The following is a 24,749-nucleotide window of genomic DNA, read 5'->3' as shown; positions in this document are numbered from 1 at the left end:
TTATTGATTTTAAACTAAAAAGAAACAAAAAAGAGTTATAATGTCTATAACTCTTTTTAAATTATTGGTATAATGTACATATTAAGATTGTGCAATAAAGGGGAAACATAATGAAAAATTGATTAAAAATTATTTTATCAATGATTTTTTTATTTGGGATGGCAATTATGGGCTTAATTGTGGTAACTGTTATTCTTAACTTAAAATTTTTATATATTTTTTTAGCAATTGTTATTATTGATTTAATTTTTTCATTCTTTTTCTTCTTTTCAAAACGGCGTTATGAAGTTAAATTTTCTTGAATTATTTTTATTAATTTTGTTCCCTTTATTGGGTTGTGTTCATATGTTTTTTTTGGTCGAAAATATCACTATTCAAATAAAAAATCATTATTATATAATCATTTAAATAAAATAGAATATGATATGTATACTGAAAAAAACAAAAAGAGCTTAGCAGCATACAATAGTCCTGAACAAAAATTTGGTAATGTTGTTGAGTTATTAATGCATAGTGCAAGTAAACCATTATATCAAAATAATAAAATTGAAATTCTAACGAATGGGACACGAGTTTTTAAATCATTACTAACTGATTTGCAACAAGCCCAAGAATATATTTTGTTAACTTATTTTATTGTTGCTGATGGTGAACTATTTGAATCATTTTTAGCAGTTTTAAAAGAACGAATTACAGCCGGGGTTCGTGTTTATATGATTTATGATCATGTTGGTAGTTATTTTAAAATTAGTAAAAAAAGTATTAAAAAATTAATGAAAGCCGGGGTTCGTGTTCATAAGTATTTACCAATTATTACGCCCTTTATTAGCGGGAATGCGAATTATCGTAATCATCGAAAAGATGTTATTATTGATGGTTTAATTGGCTACACGGGGGGAATTAATTTAGCTGATTTGTACGCTGATCAATCATGAAAATTTGGGATTTTTCATGATACGCAGGTCCGTATTGAAGGAGAAGCTGTTCGTGGTTTAGAAGTTATTTTTGCAGATGATTGGTACTTTGCGACAAAACGGCATGAAAAAATTACCGAATTAGAACCAAATATTCTTGCTGAAAAAAAATATAATATTAGTGGAAAATCACATTTGCAAATTGTTAATCATAGTCCTAGTATTGATCATTCAATTACTGAAGAATTATATATTTCGTTAATTAATAAAGCACGAAAAAGAATTTGATTATCAACACCATATTTTATTCCGCCAAATGAAGTTATTCAAGCCTTGATTTTAGCAGCACGAGCAGGAGTTGATGTTCGTTTAACAATTCCTGGTTTAACAGATAAAATCTTTGTGTTAGATTTAACGAAAAGTTATTGTAAAGATTTAATTGCTAATGGTGTAAAAATTTATGAGATGAATAATATGTTTAATCATAATAAGATTGCAATTTTTGATGATGAAGTTGCGGTAATTGGAACATGCAATTTAGATTATCGCAGTTTCTTTTCTGATCATCAAACAACAGCGGTTATTTATGACCCAGTAGTTGTTGCAAACTTTATTCCGCGATGGGAATGAGATTATAAACATGCCATTTTATGACATGAATGACCGATTAAATATAAACCATTAAGTTACCGGTTATTACTAATATGTTTAAAATTAGTTGCACCAATCTTATAACTTGTACAAAAATCAAGTATAATTTTTTTGTATAATTATTATTTAAGGAGGGTTAATGATGTTATTTAATAAGTTAAAAAAGAAAGATGAGCAAGAAACCGCGGTAGAAACTAAAAAAACAAAAAAACGAAATTTATTACAAGAAGAATTATTAGTAACCGATAGTTTAGAAACAAGCTTATTTGAAGATGATGAAGACGAAGGCAAGATTAAAACTGGTTTTAGTTTTAAACGTTGTAAAACACATAAAATTATTAAAGAATTAAATCACCAACGGATTAAATCGTTATTATTTTATACTGATACTAGTAATGTTTTACGTCAATTAGAATTTGGATTACAACCAGTACAAAACATTCATTTGGCAAAAGAAAGTGAATATGTTGTTTGAACTTATTTAGAAAAGCCTGATCATTTGGAATTTGAATTAGACAATTCAACACGGCATTATTTTTGAAGTTGAGTGGCAGAGCAAAAAGTTGATCCATCGCAAATTGCTGTTATCGCAATTGATATTAAAAAGTTATTTCTTTTAACAAAGAAGGATTGGAAGTATGATGATGTTACCCGCCGAATAAAAATTTTTGAAGATGTTAAACCTGAAGCTATTCGTTGGATTTTAATGAAAAATAATCAGTATTTAAATCGAATTCAAACTTATGTTAAAAGTAATCGTTTAAGCATTAAAGTTTTTCAAGGTGAAAAAGGAAATATTTCTGATCTTTTAACAGAAAATAGAAAGAAGTAAATCATGAAGAAAAAGTTAGATAAAATTACACCACGAGAAGTTGATTTTGTTCAATGATATACTGATATTGTTTTAAATGCTGATTTAATTAGTTATGGTGCTGTTAAAGGAACAATGATTTTTAAACCTTATGGTTATGCGATTTGGGAAAATATTCAAAGATTTTTAGATGTAGAATTAAAAAAAGTTGGAGTTAAAAATGTTTATTTTCCTTTGTTGATTCCAAAAACTCTTTTTAATAAAGAAAAAGATCATATTGAAGGTTTTTCGCCCGAAATTGCAACTGTTACAAAGGTTGGGGATAAAATTTTGGATGAAGAACTTTATATTAGACCGACATCAGAAGTTTTATTTGGAACTTTTTTTAGTAAAGAAATTCAAGGATATCGTGATTTACCCTTATTATATAACCAATGAGTAAATGTTTTACGGTGAGAAAAAACAACGCGTCCTTTTTTACGTACTAGTGAATTTTTATGACAAGAAGGACATACAATTCATGCAACAAAACAAGAAGCGCGTGATTTTACTTTAAAGATTTTAGATATTTATGCTGAATTTGTCCAAAAAAAATTATTATTACCAGTTATTAAAGGGCAAAAAACAGAACGGGAAAAATTTGCTGGAGCAGAAGAAACATATACTATTGAATCGTTAATGTATGATGGCCAAGCCCTGCAATGTGGGACTAGTCATTATTTTGGCCAAAATTTTTCAAAAGCTTTTGACATTAAATTTGCAAATCAGCAAAATGAATTAGAAAATGCTTACTCAACATCTTGAGGAGTTTCAACTCGTTTAATAGGAGGTATCATTATGATTCATAGTGATGATAATGGTCTTGTTTTACCACCGGCCATTGCGCCAACACAAATTATGATTTTGCCAATTAGCAATGAACATCAACAGTTACAAGCTGTTCAGAAGTTACAAACTGAATTACAAGAATATCGTTGTGAAATTGACCAATCAGATAAAAGTTTTGGTTTTCGAGTTGCAAATGCTGAAATTAAAGGGGTTCCATTACGAATTGAAGTGGGACCTCGTGATTTAGAACAAAATCAAGTTACAATTGCTCGTCGTGATGCTTTTGAAAAATTTTCTATACCATTAGCAGCAGTGAAAGAAACTGTTGCAAAGCTGCTATCTGAAGTTGCAACAAACTTATATCAAAGAGCATTAGATAATCGCCAACAACGTACGCAAAAAATTACAACTTATGATGATTATTTAAAAGCATTAGCAAAGGGAAACGGTTTATTTTTAGTACCATTCTGTGGTCGGGTTGAATGTGAAGATGTTATTAAAGCAGAAACACAAACAACTTCTCGTTGTATTCCTTTTGATATAGAATCACAAAAAACAGTTTGTTTTCATTGTGGTCAACCAGCAACTAATTTAGTTTACTTTGCGCGTGCTTATTAATTTTAAGGAAACCTCTTTAATTTTTGGTAAATACTAATTAAGGAGGTTTTTAATTTGTTTGGTGAAAATTTTCTTAATCAACCATTGGCAGTACTTAATTCATTTCAGTTTGCTCCTAACAATGAAATTAATTTAGCGTTAGATTTTACTATCCCATTGTTTAGTTTTGATAATGGTGATAACAATCAAGCATATGCTTTTTATATTTGTCCAAATATTGGCAATATTAAACCCTGATTCACCAAGAGTGGACAAACAACAATAGATTATCAAATTGATCACAAACAGGCAAAAAATATTACTAATATTTTACAAAAACATTTTTTTCAATTTAATTATAGTTTTTCAATATTAGAAATATATTGAAATTTTAATAATAAAAAAATTGTAAGATAACAACTAAATTACAAACGGGATATAGTCAAACAGTTTTACAAATTTCTGAAACTAAAATTAAATATTCAAATTGAGGAAAAGTTGTTGTTTCTGGGGAATGTCTTGATGAAAATAAAATTAGTCTTGTTATTAGTGTTCCCAGTATAAGAAATGATGTTTTAATTACAAAAAATTCTTATCAAGAAGTTTATTTGAATTTTAACAATAAGAAGCAAAGTTATAATCAAACAACAAAAATAACAGGTGTTATTCAGTATAAAAATTATGATGAAAAAAAGAAACAGTTTCAAACCTTGCAAAATGTTTTTGAGCATTATTTTGAATTTATTGCAGCTTTGCCACGTGGTGAACAAATAGCGTCTTTATTTTCTGTACGAAGTTTTAGTATTCTTTATTCTGATCATGTATCAAATTTTCCAATTGATTTTTATACAAAAATAACAAAGTTATGAACATTTTTTAATAATTGTTATCTCTTAATTCCAACGATAACAACAATAATTAGTAAAGAAACAAAATATAATTTTAAAACACTAAATGGTTATTTAAAATATAATTCGCAGCAAAAACTGTATGAATATTTTTTTCTTGATAATATGATTTATAATCAAACCAAAAACCAAATTGAAGTTACAACAAATGATAATTTTTCAACTAAAAATTTTTTAGTGCCCCCTTTTTTGCAACAGACAAAAGTAACTTTTATTACAAGGTTAGAAGGATTTAATATTAATTTTACCCAGCATCTTATCTTTAGACCAATTATTTCTAGACCAAACGTTAATACTAATTTTATTCCGGAAATTAATTGATTCAATAATTTAACAACGACATATTGGAATGGCAACACTTTTTAGGACACTTTTTATGTAGACTTCTGATTTTTAAATTCAACTGGAGTTAAGTAATTCAAACTACCATGAATTCGAATATTGTTGTATCAATTAATGAAATTAAATAGTTCCAACTTTAATTGTTCTAAATTTTTAAATTTTCGACCATTAATAAATTCAGTTTTAAAAGCTTTATAGGTTGTTTCAGCTACTGCGTTATCGTAAGGGCAACCTTTTGCACTTAATGATCTTTTAATATTAAATGTTAATAAAATTTCTTCAATAATTTTATTTTTAAATTCATTACCACGATCTGTATGAAACAACCTAATTTAATTTAGTGGTCGTGTTATTTTATAAAATGCCTGCTGAACTAGTTCAGCAGTTTTATTTGTTCCAGCGCTATAGCCAATTACTTCACGGTTAAATAAATCAATTAGTAAGCAAATATAATGTCATTTTGAACCAACTTGAACATAGGTTAAATCGCTCACAATAACTTCATTTTGTCTTTTATTACTAAACTCACGATTTAGAATATTACTAATTTGATCATTATTTACAGGAGATTTATGATTGCGATATTTTAATTTAGTATATTTTGATACTAAATTATTTATTGCCATAATTCTTCTAATTTTTTGTCGAGATAAAATAATGTTCTTTCTTGCTAAAATAATTTTAATTTTTCTAGCACCATAAACTTTATAGCTTTCTTTAAATGCACTGATAACTTCATTTTCATAAATATTAATTTCAGTTTTAGTGTTCTTATTAATTTGATAATAATACTTTGATTTTGCTATCTTTAATATTTGACACATTTTCCTCACTGAATATTTGTCTTTATTGTTAGTAATTAATATTACTTTTTGCCGATTATCAGTGCTGCTTGCTTTAAAATATCATTTTCCATTCGTAATTGTTTGTTTTCTTTTCGCAACTGAATAAGTTCATTTTCTTCAACAGAGCGATTGTCTTTAGCTTTAAAAGAACCAGAATTCTCAATTTTTTTACTCATTGATAAAGAACTGCCTTTGAAATTTTATATTCGTTAACAATTTCAATATTACTTTTACCATTTTTATATAACATTACGATTTGTTTCTTGAATTCATCGGTGTACTGGTTTTTTGCCATTTTTATATTCCTGCTTTCCTAATAATTTTAGCTTATTTTTTACAGTCTACATAAATATGGTCTAAGTTATTGTAACCTATCCATATTATATTTATTCACAAAAATTAACAAATTATTATAATAAAGAATTTAACCAAGAATTATTTACTCAATTCGAATTTGATTTTTTATTACCAGAAAAAACTGAGAACAATAAAAAAAGTTCTTATTAGAAGAGTCATTATTATTCTTGGTTTTTTGTTACCAATTGTTGTTTTTTAAGTGTTATTTTTGTTTTTATTTATAAAAATATTTTAATCAGTAGTAATAAACCTGAGCCCAAATTACAAGTTTTTAATAAAGAAGGAGAAACAATATTAGAACCAAATTCTAACAAGGTTTTATTAGAACAAAAACGGTTACGATTAAAAATTAATTATGTTTATGGCGAATATTATTTTAATAATGAACGTTTGCATTATTATTTTTTAAAATGATGGATTCGTCAGATGGTCTTGTTTCGGTCGTCTACTAGTTATCTTAGCTTTTATTATAGTAATGAACAACTTGGTTATTGTAAACTAATCTTAATTTATCATTATCACGATAAGGAACAATTATATCAGGTTTGAAAAATAACCCTTTAGAAGAGGTTAACAGAGAGTATATTATTTTATTGTTAAACTTGATATAATAATACTAATGAAAAAAAGAAGGTGAGGGATTTCAAATGGATGTGTTGACTGAAATTAGAAAAGTTTTAAAAGAACGTGGAGTTTCAAAACAAGTTGATTTGAATACAGAATTTAAAGCATTAGTGTTAGATTCATTAGATTTGATGGATTTAGTGATTGAAGCTGAGAAAAAATTTGGGATAAAAATATCAGATGATAAATTAATGGATATTAAAACGGTGGCAGATTTCGTTAAAATTATTGAAGAAGTTAAAAAATAAAGGAGCTGGCAAAAATGGCATTATCATATGAAAGTATTGTACAGTTATTAAAAAACAAAAATTATCGAATTACTGAAATTAGATTGGCAATTATTAAAATTTTAACAGAAAAACAACATTTAACTTTATCAGAAATTGTTGAGTTGTTAGAACAAGAATTTAAAAATGTTAATTTAATGTCAGTTTACAATACAATCGACTTATTGATTAGTGAACATGTTGTTTTTACCAATTCTTTTGATGGTAAGCAAATTTGATATGATTTAGCTGAAAACCCATCATTTCATATGGTTTGTGACATCTGTAAAAATGTTGTTCATATTAAAGATTCAAAAATTTTACAAGAAATTAAGTTAGATAACTTAAAAGAAGTGATGACAAATACTAATTGAAAACCAGTTCATTTTAAAATTGAAGGACATGGAATTTGTGATCAATGCCATAACAAAAAAAATGAACATCTTCATTTTGGTGAAAATGAATAAGATGAAAATTACCATAAACTTTTTAAAGGGAAGGTAATTTTTTTATTTTTACATTTTTTTGTAAAGTTAATTACTAAAAATAAAAACAATAATTTGATATAATAATTAAATGTTATGGTTTTTTATTAACCCAAAAAAACAAATAGAATAGGGACGAAAGATTTATGTTAATTATTTATAATATTAGATTTTATTATGAAGTTATTCTTTTAATTAATTTTTTACACACAAAATGTCTTTCTTTTCTTAATAAAAAATGCCCACCTTCGTATATTTAATTTTTTAAAATTAAAGCATAAGGAGAGATAAAATCTAATGAAAAAATATTTTTTATAATTTGAAATGTTTTTATTTTTCTTGCTTTAACTTTTTTAGTATTATTTTTGATAATTTATGTTTACAACAATAATGAGCGAATTAGAAATTTATATGAAGGTTGAACAAACAAAAAAAGGGTGCAAAAGGGTGATAAAGGTGACAAGGGCAATGATGGTAACAAAGGGGATAAAGGTGATGATGAAAAAGATAACCATGGTCCTTTAATAACTTCTGAGGAAATGGCAAATCGTGAAGACCGTGGTTCTTTAACATATTCTGAATTTAAGCCAACAGGATACTATCTAGAAGGTCACAATAGTTATACAGTTACATTAAATCGTAGTTTAATGGACAATGAATTGGGGAAGATTAAATTATCCATTGGGCAATGGGGAAAATATAAAAATATAAACGAAAACAGAGAAGATGTTTTCATGGAGGTTTTGATTTCAACAAAAACCAATATTGTTACTTTTTCTTTAAAAATTAATGGGGTGCTTTATCTTGCTGATAATAATCAGACTAATTTAAGAGTAACTAGCGTAATAGCAGAAAAACATAATGGTATTATTAAAATACCAACTTTTAAAGTAAATAAAACAGATCAAACTGAATTCATTGAACAAGTTAAAACAACAAAATCACCATTTGTTGAATTTGTTGCAAAAAATTATTTTGCGACAATGCAAACAGATATGATTAAAAACGTGGTTATACCACGTTTACAACATTCTTTTAATATAACATTAAATCATTGAGATAATGTTTGAAATTGAAGCAACGAACTTTTTGGTTTAAATGAAAATTATACCGATATTAATAAAAAATATACACAGTATATTCATATTGTTAATCCTGATGCTGCTGGTGGTTATGCAAGTACTACTGCTCGTATGATTTTTCAAAATAGCACTTCTGCGGGACAAAATTTATTTTTAGATAAAATTTCTGATCAATGATCATTGTGACGCGAAACAGGGCACAGTTATGCTATTCCACAATATTCTATTATTGAAGTTGTTAATAATATTAATTCATTATATATTCAACAAAAATTAGGGATTCAATTAAGAATTTATAAAGAAAATGAAAAACAACAAGCAATTAAGGAATATTTAGCACAACCAAATGAGAAAAAAGATTTTACTAAACTTGGTGGTGATCTTGGTCTTTGAACTAAATTAGGAATGTTTTGACAATTGCATATGGCATTTGGTAATAATTTTTACCCGTTATTAAATCAAACATATCGTAGAATTAATCAAGAACCTAATTCAAGTAAGCGTTTTGATAATGATGACAAAAAAACCCAAGAGTTTATTAGAATTTCTTCGCGAGTAAGTGGTTATAATTTAACACAATTTTTTAATGAATGGGGAATACAATTAATTGTAGAAACAAAAAATATTATTGGTGTTTTAAAACCATTAACAAAACCAATTTGAAATAATATTGGTGAACCAATAACTGAGCACAATCCAATTGTTTAAGAACAATTATAATTTTTTAAAAAAGTAAAAGGTGTTTTAAAAAATGGTAATAATTTTTCTAGTAATTGTAGAAAACTAATTAGTTTGATTGGTACAACTATAGAAAAACATATATTATTAAAAATAATAGTTAAAGTAAAATAAATGAAATATGATAAATATAAGCAATAAGATAGCTAGTTATATACTAGTTATTTTTTATGGGCCTATATTTTTTTAATGATAACAGTAATCAATTTTGAGTAAAGCAATTCATTTAGAAAATCTAAATTAACTACTAAAAATAAGGTCAATAATTTGATATAATAATTAAATGTTATACTCTTTTTATTAACACAAAAAGCAAATAGAATAAGGAGGAAAAGTTTATGTTAATTGTTTGTAAAATTATTCTTCTAATTAATTTTTTGCATACAAAATGTTTATGTTTGTTTCGTAAAGCACATATTCCTCCCACATTTTAATTTTTAAATTTTGAATAAATATAACTAAAGTAAAAGAGGAAAAAACAATGAAAAAACTATTAAGTATTTTGGGGGCAATAACATTAGTTGGAACTGTTACACCAAATGTTATTTCATGTCATAACAAAAAAGTTGTCAATAATGATGATGCTGGGACTGCTAAAGATCTTGAAGTATTAGATGAAATTGAAGCAAAAGCTATTGAGAAAATTAATCAAAAAATTAAAAATATTCCATATGTAGATAGTATGAAAAATAATTTATCAAAAATCTATTCTAAAGTAAATAAAGGTGATACTGAGCCTTATCAATTAAAATTAAATAATTCGGATGATAATAAATTAGCCACTTATTTTATTAATAATTTTACAAAAATTTTTGACGATGTTAATCGTGACTTACAAAACGAATATTCAAATTATTTTACTAATGAGTTGCCATTAACTTTAGATGATCAAAAAAATATTGTGAAAGTTAGTTTTATTGATGTAGAAAATTTACGCAATAAATTTCCTAGCGATGTTAATCCAGAACCATTTTCAGCTGTTCGGGTTGATTACAAAGCAACCATTCAATTAAAATTTAAACAAATGTATGCTAGTTTTGAAATAACAAATATTTATAATGTTACCGAAAATGTGGACACTTTACGGGCTTTTTCTGATAAAGCAGTAGTTTTTCTAATTGAAAATATTAAGGATTATTTCTTAGAATTAGAAACTGTTGATCTTTCAGAAAATAAAATTTTTAAACCATTATATGATCAAATGATTTGAGATTTTTCAAAAGATACCACTGAATTAAATGGTGTTTTAAAAAATTCATTTAAGGAATATATTGCTAGTAAAACTGAATTTAAAAATATTAGTATAAATTATAATGATACTGATTTAATTAAAAAAGAACAAGATGGTCAATTAACGGCTGATAACAAAGGTTTTAATGGATTATCTAAAACCAAAAAAGCAAGAGATTTATCACTAGCAAATTGAGTTGTCCCCAGTACTAGTAAAAACAATCCGTGAAAAAGATTATTAGGTGCAACTGTAGAAAATTTTGTTAATTTTTATAAAACCAAAATTGGTGATGTTTTTAATATTGATAAAGATGATAACTTAAATCTAGGTACTTTCAAAATTAATTTAAATTATTTAAATGTTTTTGGTCTTGGTTTATCTGGTAATGTTAAAGATAAAAATGATGAAGATTTAACAATTGCATTAAATTTATCTGGTAAAGCAATTGATAAAAAATTAACTAATTGAGGAAAAATAGTTGTTCAATTTCTTAAATACTCAGATGATTTAGGAGAACACACCAGAGTTATTGTTTCTAATATTTTTAATATTTTAACTGTTTCTAAGCAAGATTTTAAACAAATGGTAATAAAAAATCAAAAGAATGGTTTAAAAAGTGTTGTTAAAATTATCATTGATGGTTTTAAAAACTCAGATGAAGCAAAAGATTTAGAAGATCTTGAATTATTTAATTTAATAACACATCCTTTATTATCAAATCCAATTGGTCATTCAAGAAGATATGAACCAAATATATTAGTTTGGGATAAAGAAATAGAAGAAAAATGAGCAGTCATGTTTACATTTGGTAAAAGTTTTGATGCTGGTTTATATTATTCTTTTGTATTAAATCAAAATTCTGATGAAATAGTTGACCTTGAAGTATCGTCTAAAGGTAGTGAATAGAAAACTTGTAAATTGTCAAATTAAAGGCAAGTTTTTAAGAAATTAAAATTTGAGCTAGACATTTTAAACACACTTAAAAGTGTTTTAAAGTTTAGCTTTTTTAATTTTTTATTTAAGAAGGTAATTGTCTTTTTGTTAAAAATTTGGTATTGTGCCATAAACTAAAATTTAGAAAATAAATAAAATTATTTGCTATTTCAAATTATTTTGTTAAAATAGTTAAGTGTCAATTCTGATACTTAACTTTTTATTTTAGGGGTATAGTTCAAGTGGTAGAACATCGGACTTCAAATCCGAGTGTTGTGGGTTCAAGTCCTGCTACCCCTGCCATGATGTTTTATAAGATGAAAGTATGAAGATACTTTTTTTATTTTAGAATTATTATTCTTTTATAATATTTGTGTTATGATTTAAAAGAATTTAGGGGTGTAGTTTAATGGTAGAACAGCGGTCTCCAAAACCGTACGTTGTGGGTTCAAGTCCTATCACCCCTGCCAGGATAATAAAATGGAAGTATACCCAAGTCTGGTTGAAGGGGGCGGTCTCGAAAACCGTTAGGTGGAGTGATCCATGCAAGAGTTCGAATCTCTTTACTTCCGCCATAAAAAGAAAACAAAAAAACCATTTCTAATTTAGAAATGGTTTTTCCTTTTATTTATTTTCTGGAATTGCAACAAAGGCAATTGTATCTAAGCCAGCATGAGCAACAAAAATATTAGCTAATTGTTCGGTATGATAATTTATTTTTAATTCGTCTAATTTTTGAGTAACATTATCTCAAATTTTATCAGTACATTGATTTGTTTTTAAAACAAATAACTGAAATTTTTCTTTGACTGTTTTTTTAAATTTATCTCATGTTTCAACTAGTGCTTCAATTAAATTATTTAATGTTCGTGATGAAGCAATTTTTTTGGGATATTCACCTCATTGAATTAAAATTTTAATTTTAAATAGATTAATCAATGATAATAACACTTTTCCAACGCGCCCCCCTTTTGATAAGCGTTCTAAACTACCGGGGATCATTGCCATATATGTTTTTTGTTCTAAGGCATTTGTTTTTGCAATAATTTCTTGAACAGTGAGATTTTGTTGTGCTAATTCATTGGTATAAATAACTAATGTTTTTAAAGCAAAAGCGGCCGTGTGGTTACGAATAACGTGGACTTTTCCGCGATATTGTTTTTCTTGGCTTAAAGTATAAGCAGTTGCATATTGACTTGATAGTTTTTCGGCAATAGGATAATGAATAATTTCGTCATATGTTTTCAAAATTTCATCATATTTTGCCATTAATTCTCCTGTTGAAGCTTGGCTTGTTTTAGTACTTCCTGTTTTAACAATATCATAGAAGTGATATTTTTTTATTTCTTCTTCAGTATCTAAAATATCGGTTTCGTTATTTAAAATAATATGTAAAGGAATAACATGGATTCCTAATTCTTTAATTTCTGCTGTTGTAAAACCGGCTGATGAGTCAGTTAGAATTGCAATTTTTTTATTCATAAAGTTATTCTCCTTTATTTATCTCAACATACTAGGACCACGGTATTAGGGCCGGTGTGAGCAGCAATAACGTTTGCTAGAATGTATGTTGAAGTAATTATAGCACCAGCATTCTCAATTATTTGATAAACTTCGTTTAAAGTTTCGTTATCTGTTTTAGAATGTAGTAAAATAATATTTTTTCAATTTTCGCGTTCTTTTTTAATTTGACTAAGAGCTGTTTCAACAGCTTTTTTAAATGTTCTTGTTTTGTCAAATTTATCAATTCGACCATCATATCTTAAAATTGGTGTTATTTTTAATAATGATGCTAGTGCTGCTGCGGCAGCAGTAATTCGACCACCTCGTTTTAGTGTTTCTAAACTCTTTGGAATAATAAATGCACTAAATTTTGTTTTAATTACATCAATTCTTGGTTGAAATTCTGTTAATTCAACACCTTCTTGAATTCAACTGTAAATTAAATCAATCATAAAAACTAATAGTTCACTAACGCCATCAGTATCAATAACAAAGACCTTTCCTTTATATTCTTCACCTTGTGCCAATATTGAGATATTTTCATGCTGGCCCGATAAACCTTTTGACAGTCCTACAAAAACAATATTATCGTACTTTTTCAATAATTCATTTCAAGTATTTAACATTTTTCCCATTGGAATTTGGCTTGTTTTAATTACTTGGTGTTCTAAGATATCATAAAATTCATTAAATGAAATAATATCTTCATCATCTTCAACTTCACTCCCATCTGGGAAATTTAATAATAATGGTAGTAAATAGGTATCTTTATATTTTTTTAATTTGTCCTTCTTGATTCCTGACGATGAATCTATTATTAATGCAACCTTACGCATAATTGCCCTCCATTTATTTTCTATAAATTTAATTATCATTGAATTTTAGTTATTATATTGTTAAACTCTTAACAATATAATAATTATAAACTTTGATATAATAATTTCAAGAACGAAAGGAAGATAAAAATGAAAATTACTAACGAAAAGAAAATAATGTATGAAAATATTTTGCAAGCATTTGGGCCATCAGGGTGTGAAGAACAAGTTGTTACATTAATGAAACAATATTATCAAAAGTATACAACAGAAATAATTCAAGATAATTTAGGAAGTTGTTTTGCGGTTATTCGTAATCAAAAAGGAATTAAAAATGCTAAAAGGGTAATGCTAATGGCGCATGGTGATGAAGTTGGTCTTATGGTTAGTCAAATTAATGAAAAAGGATTAATTAGAATTAATCCATTAGGAGGAATTTGAGAACAAACATTATTAGCTAAGCGGGTAAAATTATTAAAAGATGATGGAACTTTTATAACCGGAGCAATTTCGGCAATTGCTCCCCATTTGTTATCACCAGAAGCACGCTTAAAACTAACGTCAATTAGTAATATGCTAGTTGATTTTGGATTTACTTCAAAAGCAGAAGTATATGCTGCTGCTGTTCGGGAAGGCAATTTTGTTATTTGTGAAGGACCAACTGTTTTTTAAATGACAAACGATTGTTATCAAAGGCAATTGATAATAGAATGGGTGTGATTTTAGGATTAGAAGTATTAGAACAAATTAAAAATAAGGGATTAGATTTTGAATTATATGTTGGTTTTAGTGTTCAAGAAGAAGTTGGAACTCGTGGCGCAGCAACTGCGACAACGTTAATTAAACCAGATTTTGCAATTGTAACAGATGTTTCACCCGGGCAAGATTATGAATCAACAAATACCTTTGGTCAGTTGGGGCAAGGTGTAATGTTACGAGGAATGGATAATGGTTATGTTACTCGGCATGATTTGATCAAATATCAACTTGATTTAATGCAGCAACATCAAATTAAGTATCAATTTTATATTTCCCCAGGTGGTACTGATGCTGGACGTGTTCATTTAATGGATTGTGGAATTCCGACAATTCCGGCTTGTTTAATTGCTCGTAATTTACATACAATTAGTGGTATTATTGATTTAGATGATTTTAATGAAACAATTAAGTTGGTAACAACTATTATTGAAGATTTAAATGAGACAAAGATTAAGAATTTTAATTGAAGTGAGAAGAGGTAAAAATGGAGACAGTATTAATTGGTTTATTCTATCAGCCGGATTTTGATGTTTTAGTTGGGTATGAACCAATCGTTACGCAAGGAGAACATACGATTAAGAAAGAATGGTTTTTTTCATAATAAAAATATTCAATGTCATAGTTTTAATTTGTTAAATGCTAGTCAGCATTTAACAACAAAATTAAGACCAGGTATTAATAGTGATAATCAATTATTATTAACAGAGTTAGCAACAATGTTTAAAAAACAAGGGTATCTATTTCATAATATTAATAATAAACCCCAATTTATTGTTGGTCAAATTTTAGAATGTAAGCAACACCCTAATTCTGATAAATTAAATATTTGTCAAGTTACGATTGGTTCTGAAATTCTTTAAATTATTTGTGGAGCAGATAACTGTGAGGTTGGTCAGTTAGTTGTTGTCGCACGAGTTGGTGCAATTATGCCCTCAACATTACAAATTGTTCCTAGTAAATTACGAGGTGTTATGTCAAATGGAATGTTATGTTCAGAACGAGAATTAGGATTATCATTTTCTAGTATTGGTAAAAAAATTATGTTATTATCACCAAAACAATATCATCTTGGAAATAGTTTTTGAAAGGAATATTATAATGAGTAAAATTAAAACAGGATATTATAGTGCCTTTTATTTTTTAAAAACAGCTAATATTTTAAAAAATGAGAAACCAAATGATATTATAACAATGCAATTTTTTCAGCGGGAAGAAAATGTTATTTTGGCGGGGGTTAATGAGTGTGTTGAATTATTAAAAACGGAATCTTTTAACCCAGAGACACTTGAAATTACAGCTTTGACTGATGGTGATGTAATTCAACCAAATGAGCCAGTGTTAAAAGTTACGGGGCATTATTATCAATTTGGTCATTTAGAAGGAATCATTGATGGTATTTTAGCACGACAAACTAGTATTGCGACTAACTGTCATCGAATTTTACAGGTAGCAAATAATAAACCAGTTATTTATATGAACGATCGTAGTGATTATTATTATAATCAAGAAAATGATGGTTATGCTGCTAAAGTTGGGGGAATTACCAATTTTGTGACAACAGCTCAGGTAACAAAATTGACAGGGAATTATGAACCAATGGGAACTGTCCCGCACGCTTTAATTCAAGCATTTAATGGAGATTTAATTGTGGCACTACATGCTTATCAACGATTTTATCCAACTGATAAATTAGTGGCCTTAGTTGATTATAATAATGATGTTATTACTGATACTTTAAAAGTGGCAGTTGAATTCCCAAATTTATATGCGGTTCGTGTTGATACATCGCAAGCTTTAGTTGACAAATATTTTCTTGGGAAAGAAAAACAATACCCACTTGGTGAAATTAACGGGGTAAATAAACATTTAGTTTGTGCCTTACGCCAACAATTAGATCAACAAGGTTATGATTATGTTAAAATCATTGTTTCTTCAGGATTTAATGTTCAAAAAATTATTGAATTTGAGAAGGAAGGAGTGCCAGTAGATATTTATGGGGTTGGTCAATCTTTAGCAAAAATTAATATTGGTTTTACTGGTGATGCTGTGCAATTAAATGGTGTTGATCAAGCCAAATTTGGTCGGCATAACATTATTTCAAATCGACTAGTTAAAAAGTAAGAAATGTTTTATAATATAGGTAAATAAAGGGGGGGTTTTCATGATGAGTGAAAATAAAAACCAAAAAATCGAATCTTATTATAATCATGATGATGCTTATCCTCATCTAAAGCGTGAACAAAAACGACAACAAGAAGAAGTATCAAAAGCAACTAATATTGAACCTCCAGCTGAGGAAAAACCTTCTTTAAATTCATTGGGAGAAGTTATTTCACCATTGTATGGGAAAAAACTTGATGGGGCTAATGATTTTAAAAGTACGATGAGTAGTTATGAACATAATTTGCATGATGAATTAGAAAGTGCTGCTTCTAATTCAATTAATGAAATTATTGAACAAAAAATTGTTGAGAAAAAAGCTGAGTTAGCAAAAATTCATGTTGTTGAAGAAAAAGTTTCAGATGCTGAAAAAGTTAATATTGAACAATATTTTAAAAAATATAATCCATTGACAGATGGTGGCACAATTAAGTCAACTTTAAAAAATCGCAATAAATTATCAGAACAAGCAGCCCAAACCGTATCATTTTTATTTAAACCACGTAAAAATGGGGAAAATTTTTTTGGGGAACGAACAGCTGAATTAACATTGGAGTTAGAACAAATTAAACAAAAAATTAGTAATCCCAAACCACGTTATCAAGTTGATGAGTATGAACAAACGGCATTGTTCGAAGGATTAGAAGAACAAAAACTAATTAATGAACAAATTCGTCAAGCGGTTGCAGAAGCTTATCATATTGATGATAATTTTTCCGAAAATATGCCATTAGAACAACGCCGTTGCTTGATTCAACACAACTCAACTAAAGCAGGAGCAGTTCGATTTAAGACCCTACTTAATTTACAAGAGAGTAATTTAAATAATCAATTCTTACGTCGTTCAAAACCAATCGCACAATATCATCAAAATTTGCATGATTTACGAAAAGATGATTCAAATTCAGAAACAAAACATGTTAATGATTATTATACTAAACGTAATCCATATTTATCACGTATGTTAGAATTGGAAGAACGTACTGCGCGAGAAGCTGAGGAAAAACGAAAAGAACGAGTTAAGGCTCAAATTAATGAAAGTAAAAATCTTGATAAAGATGAGAATAAATAAGGATTTTTATTTTGATATTAAATAAAATAAGTTATAATGTAAAAGTAATATTTAATTTGATTAGAAAAAAGGGTGGAAGAAATGATATATATCTTAGCAACTAGTGACGATTTATTAATTTCACAAACAATTTTAATTATTGTTTTATTATGTTTAGCGATTGTATTTTGTTGTTATGGAATTATTGCCGCTCGGAAAGTTGCAATTGCTGCTAAGAAATTTGATTATTTTGTTGAAGACTTAACTTATAAATCAGAAATGTTAAACTCTACTGTTGACACAGTTGTTAAAGTTTCAAATTATATTGATGTATTTGAAGCCTTTGCTAAACGGAATGTTAAGGCATGAGTAAAAGTTATTGCTCGTAATAAAGATATTGCTTATCGAATTGTTGATAAATTAAAAGATTTTGCTAATTCTGATGAGAAGGAATAATTATGGCTTTTAAGTTTGTTAAAACATTAGCAATTATGGTAACGGGGATGCTTATTGCTCCTAAAAAAGGATCAGAATTACGGCAAGATTTTATTAATTTAGTTAAAAAGTATAATCCACAATTGAAAAAAATGGTTAATAAAATTGAAATTGTGTGAGAAAAATCACAAGGAATCGAATCAGATGAAGTAGCAGCGGATATTGAATTACGAATTAAAGATGTTAAGGGTGCTGTAGAAATTTTAGATTCTGCTTCAACGAAAGAAATGGCCTATAAAGCATTAAAAAAAATTGATGTTGGGGCTGTAAAATTAATTAAAGCTGCGGCAAAATCACCAAATGTTCGGGCAGTTGCGAAAGATTTAGCTAAAATAACAGTTTCTGCAATTGATGCCGGAATTAAGGTAACGGAAGATTTGAAAAAAACATCAGCGTCAATTTCAGAAAAAATTATTGAAGAGGAAAAACCTAATCAACTTAAAAAAATCGCAAAAGTCGATAAAGAATAACTCTAACATTTTAGAGTTTTTTAAATAGTAGAGGGAATAAATGATGGTAAAAGATATTATAGAAGAATTAAAATGACGAGGTCTATTAAAGCAAGTAACTAATGAAACAAAATTATTAAAAGCCCAAGCTTTAAAAAAGGGGGTTTATTGTGGGTTTGATCCAACAGGTGATTCATTACATGTTGGTCATTTAATTCAAATTATGTTGTTAAAACGTTTTGAAATGTTTGGTTTTCAGCCAATTGCTATTATTGGTGGTGGAACCGGAATGATTGGTGATCCAAGTGGTAAAAAAGCAGAACGGATATTATTAGATGACCAGACGATTATGCATAATGTTCAAGCAATAAGCACCCAAATGCAACAATTAATTGGAAAAAATGTACGAATGGTTAATAATGCTGATTGGTTACAAAAAATGACTTTAATTGATTTTTTACGAAATGTGGGGAAAGACTTTAATATTAGTTACTTGTTAGCAAAAGAAAATATTGCAACAAGAATTGAGGTTGGGTTATCATATACCGAGTTTGCTTATACTTTATTGCAAGCGTATGATTTTTATCAATTATATGTAAATTATGATTGTGCTGTTCAAACGGGGGGAAGTGACCAATGAGGAAATATTACTTCAGGGACAGACTATATTCATAAACAAATCGGCGAAGATAATTTAGCATGTGGTTTAACAATGAATTTATTAACTAAAGCTGATGGGTCAAAATTTGGAAAAACAGAATCAGGAGCGGTTTGATTAGATCCAAAAAAAACATCACCATATGAATTTTATCAATTTTTCTTTAATCAAGATGATCAAGAAACTGGAAAATTATTACGTTATTTAACAATGTTGACGGAAGCAGAAATTATTGCAATTGAAAAAGAACATCAAAAGGAACCAGCAAAGCGTATTGCACAAAGAAAATTAGCTGAAGTAGTAACATTATTTGTACATCAAACTGATGGATTAGCAACAGCACAAATTGTAAGTGAAGCATTATTTAATGGTAATTTGCACCAATTATCGAAACAGCAATTGGGTCAATTGCAAGGTAGTTTATCATCTTTTTCATTAACAACTTTTGATTTGCCAATTCTTGATTTATTAGTTCAAGCTGAAATTGTGCCATCAAAACGAGAAGGACGTGAGTTCTTAGAGCAAGGGGCAATCACAATAAACGGGAATGTTGTTAATGATGAAGCATGGGTTGTTACAAAAGATAAATTTTTATTTAATAAATATTTAATTGTTCGTCGTGGAAAACGAAAATACCATTTAATTTCTTGTGAATAATTATGTATTTAAAATAAAAAGACACACTTTTATAAGTGTGTCTTTTTAAGATATAAAATTATTTTAATTCAACGGTTTTGTTCTTGGCAGCTTTATTTTTATTTTTAACATAAAGACGAGTATAATAAATCACTTGGATTAATAATACAACAAAGATATTAATAAATGCAAATAAACGACAATGTCAAGGTGTTTGTGGTAATGCTAAAACAGCAATTAACAATGCTAAAGCATAAGCATTTAACGTTCCTCAAATTATAATTTTATGTCATAATTTTAATTTTCTTTTCTCAGTTTTTTTCATGTTTAGAACCTTTCTGGTATGTCTGACCATTTATATCTGTGTAAAATACACTTAATATTATTTTAACTTAAAAATCTGAAATTATGTCTTTTATTCTTTAATTTTTAAATTATTTTTCTTATTTTTAATATACATTTATATATTAAAAATCTGGATATATAAGGGAACATATTATTATGAACAATTTTTTAATTAAAACAATAAAATTTAGTGGCTTTCGAAAATTTGATAAAGAAATAGAAATAAAATTTGATACTAATAAAAACTTATATAATTATAAATATTCGGTTAAAGAAGTAGAATTTAAAAATAATAAGACAGAAAATTTTAATTCCGTTAATTATCTTAAATTAATAAATAAAAAATAATACATTCTGTATTATTTTTTATTTATTAATTAGGAGTTTTCTTTTTATTCAATTCTAATTCATTTTTAGCTTTTTCGTATATTTCAACAATTGCTTTATGACGTAGATATTCTTCTTCAGAAATATTTTGAATCACACGTTCCTTAATTTCATCTTCAATAAATAATGATATATATTTATTTAGTGTGTTAATTGCTTTTTCAATTTCTTCGTTTGTTGCAACATAATCAGAAATTAATTCAAATTTTTCCTCTCAAGTTAAACTATTAACAAATTCTAAAATAAACCGTGGATTTTCTTTAATGTATTCTGATAAAGGTTTATCAATATGTTCATCAATAAAAATATCAATTTTTTCTGGTAACATTTATCTTTTTTTACCTCCTGAATCTTTTTAATGTTAATATTTTTTTCTTTAAATTATCAACTTCGTTTTAATTATAACATTTATTTTTAAAATACCGAATATCAAATTAGGTACCTCCTAAACCGCTTAACGGGCGGTTTTTTATTTGCAATCGTACGATAAAATAAGGATTTTTTCAGGTATTTTAAAAGTTAGATACTATTTTTCATTGTTGTCAAATTTTACTCAGTTTGTTATCTTTATATTATTTATTTAATAAAATGACTGAATAAAATGATATTTTAATTAGTTACAAATCCTTATTTTACGTAATAAACAAATGGGAGGTAGAAATGACTATAAAATTATTTAAAAAAATATATAAATCATATATTTATGATTTTTTAAATGAAAATGCAATTGATGAATGGATACATCGTGTTTTAATACTTGGTTCTTGTAATGCTCAATTTTTAGCTAATTACCCTGATTGTGAGAGACAACTATTAAATTTAAATTCATCTGTAATTTTTTCGAAGATTTTAAAAAAGAGGAAGAGCATTTAAACTCTTGGAAAGAGCGAATAAGAAATCAGGAATGGATATCATGGACTTAATGAATGAAAGAATATCGATAAATGAATAGAATAGTATTAGAGGGCATCGATGGTGTTGGCAAATCAACTTTTGCAAATAAATTATGTAATAATTTAAATTCACAAGGGATAATAATACACTCAGATTCAAAAACGCCTAATACTTATGAATGATATTCAAAATTAAATTCTGATGATTCCTTAAATATAATTTTTGATAGATATGCTTATGGAGAAATTGTTTATTCAAAAATATTTAATCGAAAGTCTAAATTAACTGTTACTGATCTTGAAAAATTAGAATTAGAAATTGCTAGTCAAAATGGATATATTATTTATTATCAAGCTTCTAAGTTGGAATTATGTAAAATGAAGTGCAACAAATCTTATTAATTAAATAATAAAACAAAAATTATAAAAAATCAATTATAAATTTTTAAAAATTAAAATATTTATAATTTTTATTTCATTTTAAGGAAAATTAAGCACACTGAAAAATAATTTATTAAATTGTTCAAATAAACTTATCTAAAATTCTCTAAAAATACTTCTTTTGCTGTTCTTCAATTTAAAATAGGCCTTAATTTTCCATTTATAACTTCAACTACTCAATCTATTTTTTGTTGACTAATATTATTAAAATCAGTTCCCTTAGGATATCATTCTCTAAGTTCAGAATTCATATATTCAATTAATGGTTTTTGTTGTGGTGAACCAGGATCACAAAAATAAACTTGTGTTTCAGCAAATATTTCTAATTCTCTTCATTTACTAAATTCTTTTCCTCTATCAGTTATTATTCCTTTAATTTTACCAATTAAATTATTTCTTATAACAATATCCTTAAACTTTTTTACAACTTCATTAGCGGTATGATTTTTCAATTTCATTACAAAGTAATTTTTACTTAATTTTTCAACTAAAACTAAATTACTAGATTGATGGTCTTTTCCAACTACGGTGTCCATTTCAAATCAACCAGCATCAGATTTTTTATTTTCAATATCTCATATTGATTTAAAATTAGTTAATTTACCACGATTATCAAATTTCCCTTTTTGGAATGGCAAGGGTTTTTTGGACAAATTTTATATAGAGTAAAGATTTTTATATTGGATTGGTGATAAATAATTTAATTTGCTATGAATACGAGTATTATTATATCAATTAACATAATCAAATAATTCTAATTTAAATTCTTCAATACTTTTAAATTTTTTATTTTTGACTAATTCAGTTTTTAAAATTTTATAAGTAGATTCAGCTACTGCATTGTCATAAGGATATCCAGGTTTACTATAAGATTTTTGTACATTGTTCTTAGTCAAAAGTTTATAAATAGTACTATTGTTAAATTCACTTCCTTGGTCAGTATGAAATATTTTAATATTTTCTAAAGAAAAATTAAGTTTGTTAAAAGTACTTTCAACTAATTTTGCATCTTTATGAGAACTAACATCATAGCTAATAATTTCACGATTAAACAAATCAATCAATAAACATACATAATATTATTGATTATTAATTCAAACATAAGTTAAATCACTGACAACAACTTCATGTAATTTATAATTATCAAAATCTTGATTTAACAAATTATTATATTTGTAAGTGATATTTTTGTTATTATGATGTTTATATTTAATTTTTGTATAATTTGAAATTAAATTATATTTTTGCATTATTTGACTAATTTTTATTCGTGACAATATAATATTTTGTTGTGCTAACATAACTTTAATTTTTCTTGTACCATAGTTTTTTCTACTTTTTAAGAAAATACTGATAATAGTATTATCAATATGTTGGGCTTGACTAAGTTTATTTGATTTTAATTGATAATAAAATGTTGATCTAGCAACTTTTAGTGTTTTACATAAATTAGTAATTTTATACTTTTCTTTGTTATTTTTTATAATTACTATTTTTTGCCTATTATCAGTGTTGTTTGCTTTAAAATATCATTTTCCATTCGTAATTGTTTGTTTTCTTTTCGCAACTGAATAAGTTCATTTTCTTCAACAGAGCGATTGTCTTTAGCTTTAAATGATCCTGAATTGTTAAATTCATGCACTCATTTTCAAACAATGGATTTACCAATTTGATAGTCATTAGATAATTGACCAGATGTTTTGCCTGATTTATAAAGACCAACAATTTGTTGTTTAAATTCATCGGTATAATGATTCTTTGTCATATAATTACACCTCCATTGTAACTTAATTATAATCTTTTACTCTACATTATTGTTGTCCAATTTATCTTAACCCATCCAATACAAAATTAATCACTCATTTAGAATACTTTAAAAATAAATCTAATTTAATTACTAAACAAAATAATTTATTAAATGTAATTAAATACTTAAAAAAACGTAAAGATGGTATTATTGCGTATAAACATGATTGATGTTTAAGCGCATGTGCAGAAGCATTAATATCACATACAATAAAAGCACAGTTAGGGCATGAAAACAAGATATATTCATATGATTCATTTAGGAATATCTTAGCCTTACGTGTAGCAAAAATTAATGGATTAAACTTAGTTAAAGAAATGTTTAAAGAACAGCTTGAAAATAAAGATATTTCATTAGAAAATATGAAAATGGCTAAGTAAAATAATGATGCTAATAATTCATTATATGAACCTAAAAAAGGAGGTATGCCTGTAATGCAATATCATACTACTGGAATTAGTAAAGCATTAAAAGAAATAATAGTAGTAAGATAGTAGCTAAAAAGTCATTAATTTTGCAAAAAAGAATATTTTTAAAATATTCTCATTTTAGTATTCCCTTTTTTCAAGAAGTGTGTTTTAATAAATATGTAAATAAGATACTTTTAAATTAAGCGGTTTAATGATTAACTATTTTTGAAAATAGTTAAGAAATTTTTGTTAAACTGGTACCTAAAATAATATTTGGACTTTTTAAAAAAAATTTTTGCATTTTTGTAAATAAATATATATAATAGTT

The 24,749-nt window shown here is 26.6% G+C and carries 26 protein-coding genes, 3 tRNA genes and 3 pseudogenes; 23 read left to right on the top strand and 9 right to left on the bottom strand.

Features of this window, described 5'->3' with window-relative positions; genetic code table 4:
- The first annotated feature begins 110 nt into the window (after positions 1-110).
- The 5 genes from cls (at position 111) to ACOBWH_RS08065 (ending at position 5,075) form a co-directional block, all read left to right on the top strand.
- Complete coding sequence (gene cls, locus ACOBWH_RS08085; protein ID WP_424526424.1) at positions 111-1,649, top strand: cardiolipin synthase; 1,539 nt, start codon at positions 111-113, stop codon at positions 1,647-1,649.
- A gap of 55 nt (positions 1,650-1,704) precedes the next feature.
- The gene (locus ACOBWH_RS08080) at positions 1,705-2,397 is read left to right on the top strand and encodes an acetyltransferase (RefSeq protein ID WP_424526423.1); all 693 of its coding nucleotides are present in this window, start codon (positions 1,705-1,707) and stop codon (positions 2,395-2,397) included.
- A 3-nt stretch (positions 2,398-2,400) separates the two neighbouring features.
- Positions 2,401-3,822 carry a proline--tRNA ligase gene (gene proS, locus ACOBWH_RS08075; protein WP_424526422.1) on the top strand — a complete coding sequence of 474 codons (1,422 nt, stop codon included), beginning with the start codon at positions 2,401-2,403 and terminating at the stop codon, positions 3,820-3,822.
- Positions 3,823-3,876: 54 nt separating this feature from the next.
- Positions 3,877-4,218: a hypothetical protein gene (locus tag ACOBWH_RS08070; protein WP_424526421.1), complete on the top strand. Its 342-nt coding sequence runs from the start codon at positions 3,877-3,879 to the stop codon at positions 4,216-4,218.
- Positions 4,219-4,409: 191 nt separating this feature from the next.
- Positions 4,410-5,075: a hypothetical protein gene (locus tag ACOBWH_RS08065; RefSeq protein ID WP_424526420.1), complete on the top strand. Its 666-nt coding sequence runs from the start codon at positions 4,410-4,412 to the stop codon at positions 5,073-5,075.
- A gap of 8 nt (positions 5,076-5,083) precedes the next feature.
- Here the strand turns inward: ACOBWH_RS08065 and ACOBWH_RS08060 are convergent.
- Positions 5,084-6,191: pseudogene (locus ACOBWH_RS08060) on the bottom strand (IS3 family transposase).
- A 709-nt stretch (positions 6,192-6,900) separates the two neighbouring features.
- On the opposite strand from ACOBWH_RS08060, the gene ACOBWH_RS08055 reads away from it, so the two are divergent.
- From ACOBWH_RS08055 to ACOBWH_RS08025, 7 genes are all read left to right on the top strand, one after another.
- The gene (locus ACOBWH_RS08055) at positions 6,901-7,125 is read left to right on the top strand and encodes an acyl carrier protein (RefSeq protein ID WP_424526419.1); all 225 of its coding nucleotides are present in this window, start codon (positions 6,901-6,903) and stop codon (positions 7,123-7,125) included.
- A gap of 14 nt (positions 7,126-7,139) precedes the next feature.
- Complete coding sequence (locus ACOBWH_RS08050; protein ID WP_424526418.1) at positions 7,140-7,610, top strand: Fur family transcriptional regulator; 471 nt, start codon at positions 7,140-7,142, stop codon at positions 7,608-7,610.
- Positions 7,611-8,065: 455 nt separating this feature from the next.
- Positions 8,066-9,418, top strand: coding sequence for a M60 family metallopeptidase (locus tag ACOBWH_RS08045; RefSeq protein WP_424526417.1), 1,353 nt, complete (start codon positions 8,066-8,068; stop codon positions 9,416-9,418).
- A 511-nt stretch (positions 9,419-9,929) separates the two neighbouring features.
- Entirely contained in the window at positions 9,930-11,585 is a 1,656-nt protein-coding gene (locus tag ACOBWH_RS08040) for a lipoprotein (RefSeq protein WP_424526416.1), read from the top strand.
- 254 nt (positions 11,586-11,839) lie between these two features.
- A tRNA-Trp gene (locus ACOBWH_RS08035) sits at positions 11,840-11,915 on the top strand.
- 92 nt (positions 11,916-12,007) lie between these two features.
- Positions 12,008-12,082: transfer RNA gene (locus ACOBWH_RS08030), tRNA-Trp, on the top strand.
- A 12-nt stretch (positions 12,083-12,094) separates the two neighbouring features.
- Positions 12,095-12,187 (top strand) — tRNA-Ser (locus tag ACOBWH_RS08025).
- 49 nt (positions 12,188-12,236) lie between these two features.
- Here ACOBWH_RS08025 and ACOBWH_RS08020 read toward each other — a convergent pair.
- A complete protein-coding gene (locus ACOBWH_RS08020; protein WP_424526415.1) occupies positions 12,237-13,094 on the bottom strand; it encodes a DegV family protein in 858 nt (285 codons plus the stop codon).
- A gap of 14 nt (positions 13,095-13,108) precedes the next feature.
- Positions 13,109-13,951, bottom strand: coding sequence for a DegV family protein (locus ACOBWH_RS08015; protein ID WP_424526414.1), 843 nt, complete (start codon positions 13,949-13,951; stop codon positions 13,109-13,111).
- A 129-nt stretch (positions 13,952-14,080) separates the two neighbouring features.
- Here ACOBWH_RS08015 and ACOBWH_RS08010 point away from each other — a divergent pair, with 129 nt between their 5' ends.
- The 8 genes and pseudogenes from ACOBWH_RS08010 (at position 14,081) to tyrS (ending at position 20,159) form a co-directional block, all read left to right on the top strand.
- Positions 14,081-14,602, top strand: a complete 522-nt coding sequence (locus ACOBWH_RS08010; RefSeq protein ID WP_424526413.1) for a hypothetical protein — start codon at positions 14,081-14,083, stop codon at positions 14,600-14,602.
- Entirely contained in the window at positions 14,578-15,171 is a 594-nt protein-coding gene (locus ACOBWH_RS08005) for a M20/M25/M40 family metallo-hydrolase (RefSeq protein WP_424526412.1), read from the top strand. Before ACOBWH_RS08010 ends, ACOBWH_RS08005 begins: the two co-directional genes overlap by 25 nt.
- A gap of 234 nt (positions 15,172-15,405) precedes the next feature.
- A pseudogene (gene ytpR, locus ACOBWH_RS08000) lies at positions 15,406-15,795 on the top strand (YtpR family tRNA-binding protein).
- The gene (locus ACOBWH_RS07995) at positions 15,788-16,810 is read left to right on the top strand and encodes a nicotinate phosphoribosyltransferase (protein ID WP_424526411.1); all 1,023 of its coding nucleotides are present in this window, start codon (positions 15,788-15,790) and stop codon (positions 16,808-16,810) included. The pseudogene ytpR and the gene ACOBWH_RS07995 overlap by 8 nt, the downstream one beginning before the upstream one ends.
- A gap of 43 nt (positions 16,811-16,853) precedes the next feature.
- Positions 16,854-17,921 (top strand): hypothetical protein, encoded by a 1,068-nt coding sequence (locus ACOBWH_RS07990; RefSeq protein WP_424526410.1) that lies wholly within the window; start codon positions 16,854-16,856, stop codon positions 17,919-17,921.
- A gap of 81 nt (positions 17,922-18,002) precedes the next feature.
- The gene (locus ACOBWH_RS07985) at positions 18,003-18,356 is read left to right on the top strand and encodes a hypothetical protein (RefSeq protein WP_070407141.1); all 354 of its coding nucleotides are present in this window, start codon (positions 18,003-18,005) and stop codon (positions 18,354-18,356) included.
- 2 nt (positions 18,357-18,358) lie between these two features.
- Positions 18,359-18,865: a hypothetical protein gene (locus ACOBWH_RS07980; RefSeq protein ID WP_070407140.1), complete on the top strand. Its 507-nt coding sequence runs from the start codon at positions 18,359-18,361 to the stop codon at positions 18,863-18,865.
- 43 nt (positions 18,866-18,908) lie between these two features.
- Positions 18,909-20,159 carry a tyrosine--tRNA ligase gene (gene tyrS, locus ACOBWH_RS07975; protein WP_424527457.1) on the top strand — a complete coding sequence of 417 codons (1,251 nt, stop codon included), beginning with the start codon at positions 18,909-18,911 and terminating at the stop codon, positions 20,157-20,159.
- Positions 20,160-20,217: 58 nt separating this feature from the next.
- Here tyrS and ACOBWH_RS07970 read toward each other — a convergent pair whose 3' ends face one another.
- Positions 20,218-20,463, bottom strand: a complete 246-nt coding sequence (locus ACOBWH_RS07970; RefSeq protein WP_070407138.1) for a hypothetical protein — start codon at positions 20,461-20,463, stop codon at positions 20,218-20,220.
- Between the two features lie 176 nt (positions 20,464-20,639).
- Between ACOBWH_RS07970 and ACOBWH_RS07965 the strand changes: the two genes are divergently transcribed.
- Positions 20,640-20,831 carry a hypothetical protein gene (locus ACOBWH_RS07965; RefSeq protein ID WP_424526409.1) on the top strand — a complete coding sequence of 64 codons (192 nt, stop codon included), beginning with the start codon at positions 20,640-20,642 and terminating at the stop codon, positions 20,829-20,831.
- Positions 20,832-20,856: 25 nt separating this feature from the next.
- Here the strand turns inward: ACOBWH_RS07965 and ACOBWH_RS07960 are convergent, their stop codons facing one another.
- Positions 20,857-21,198 (bottom strand): hypothetical protein, encoded by a 342-nt coding sequence (locus tag ACOBWH_RS07960; RefSeq protein ID WP_424526408.1) that lies wholly within the window; start codon positions 21,196-21,198, stop codon positions 20,857-20,859.
- Between the two features lie 332 nt (positions 21,199-21,530).
- Here ACOBWH_RS07960 and ACOBWH_RS07955 point away from each other — a divergent pair, with 332 nt between their 5' ends.
- Together ACOBWH_RS07955 and ACOBWH_RS07950 are read left to right on the top strand one after the other, a co-directional pair.
- On the top strand, positions 21,531-21,743 hold the full coding sequence (locus tag ACOBWH_RS07955) for a hypothetical protein (RefSeq protein WP_424526407.1): 213 nt from the start codon (positions 21,531-21,533) through the stop codon (positions 21,741-21,743).
- 71 nt (positions 21,744-21,814) lie between these two features.
- Positions 21,815-22,165 (top strand): hypothetical protein, encoded by a 351-nt coding sequence (locus tag ACOBWH_RS07950; RefSeq protein ID WP_424526406.1) that lies wholly within the window; start codon positions 21,815-21,817, stop codon positions 22,163-22,165.
- Between the two features lie 131 nt (positions 22,166-22,296).
- Here the strand turns inward: ACOBWH_RS07950 and ACOBWH_RS07945 are convergent.
- The 4 genes and pseudogenes from ACOBWH_RS07945 to ACOBWH_RS07930 all read right to left on the bottom strand — a co-directional run.
- A pseudogene (locus tag ACOBWH_RS07945) lies at positions 22,297-22,833 on the bottom strand (IS30 family transposase); the annotation flags it as partial.
- Positions 22,834-22,860: 27 nt separating this feature from the next.
- Positions 22,861-23,271 (bottom strand): transposase, encoded by a 411-nt coding sequence (locus tag ACOBWH_RS07940; protein WP_424527455.1) that lies wholly within the window; start codon positions 23,269-23,271, stop codon positions 22,861-22,863.
- Between the two features lie 12 nt (positions 23,272-23,283).
- Positions 23,284-23,574 (bottom strand): IS3 family transposase, encoded by a 291-nt coding sequence (locus ACOBWH_RS07935; RefSeq protein WP_424527453.1) that lies wholly within the window; start codon positions 23,572-23,574, stop codon positions 23,284-23,286.
- 119 nt (positions 23,575-23,693) lie between these two features.
- Complete coding sequence (locus ACOBWH_RS07930) at positions 23,694-23,969, bottom strand: transposase (RefSeq protein ID WP_424526405.1); 276 nt, start codon at positions 23,967-23,969, stop codon at positions 23,694-23,696.
- Positions 23,970-24,749: the final 780 nt, after the last annotated feature.

The sequence above is a fragment of the Spiroplasma endosymbiont of Glossina fuscipes fuscipes genome (genome assembly GCF_049669535.1).
GTDB lineage: Bacteria > Bacillota_I > Bacilli_A > Mycoplasmatales > Mycoplasmataceae > Spiroplasma.
The sequence above is the reverse complement of the archived record's forward strand: the minus strand, read 5'-3'. Positions and strand labels throughout refer to the sequence as shown.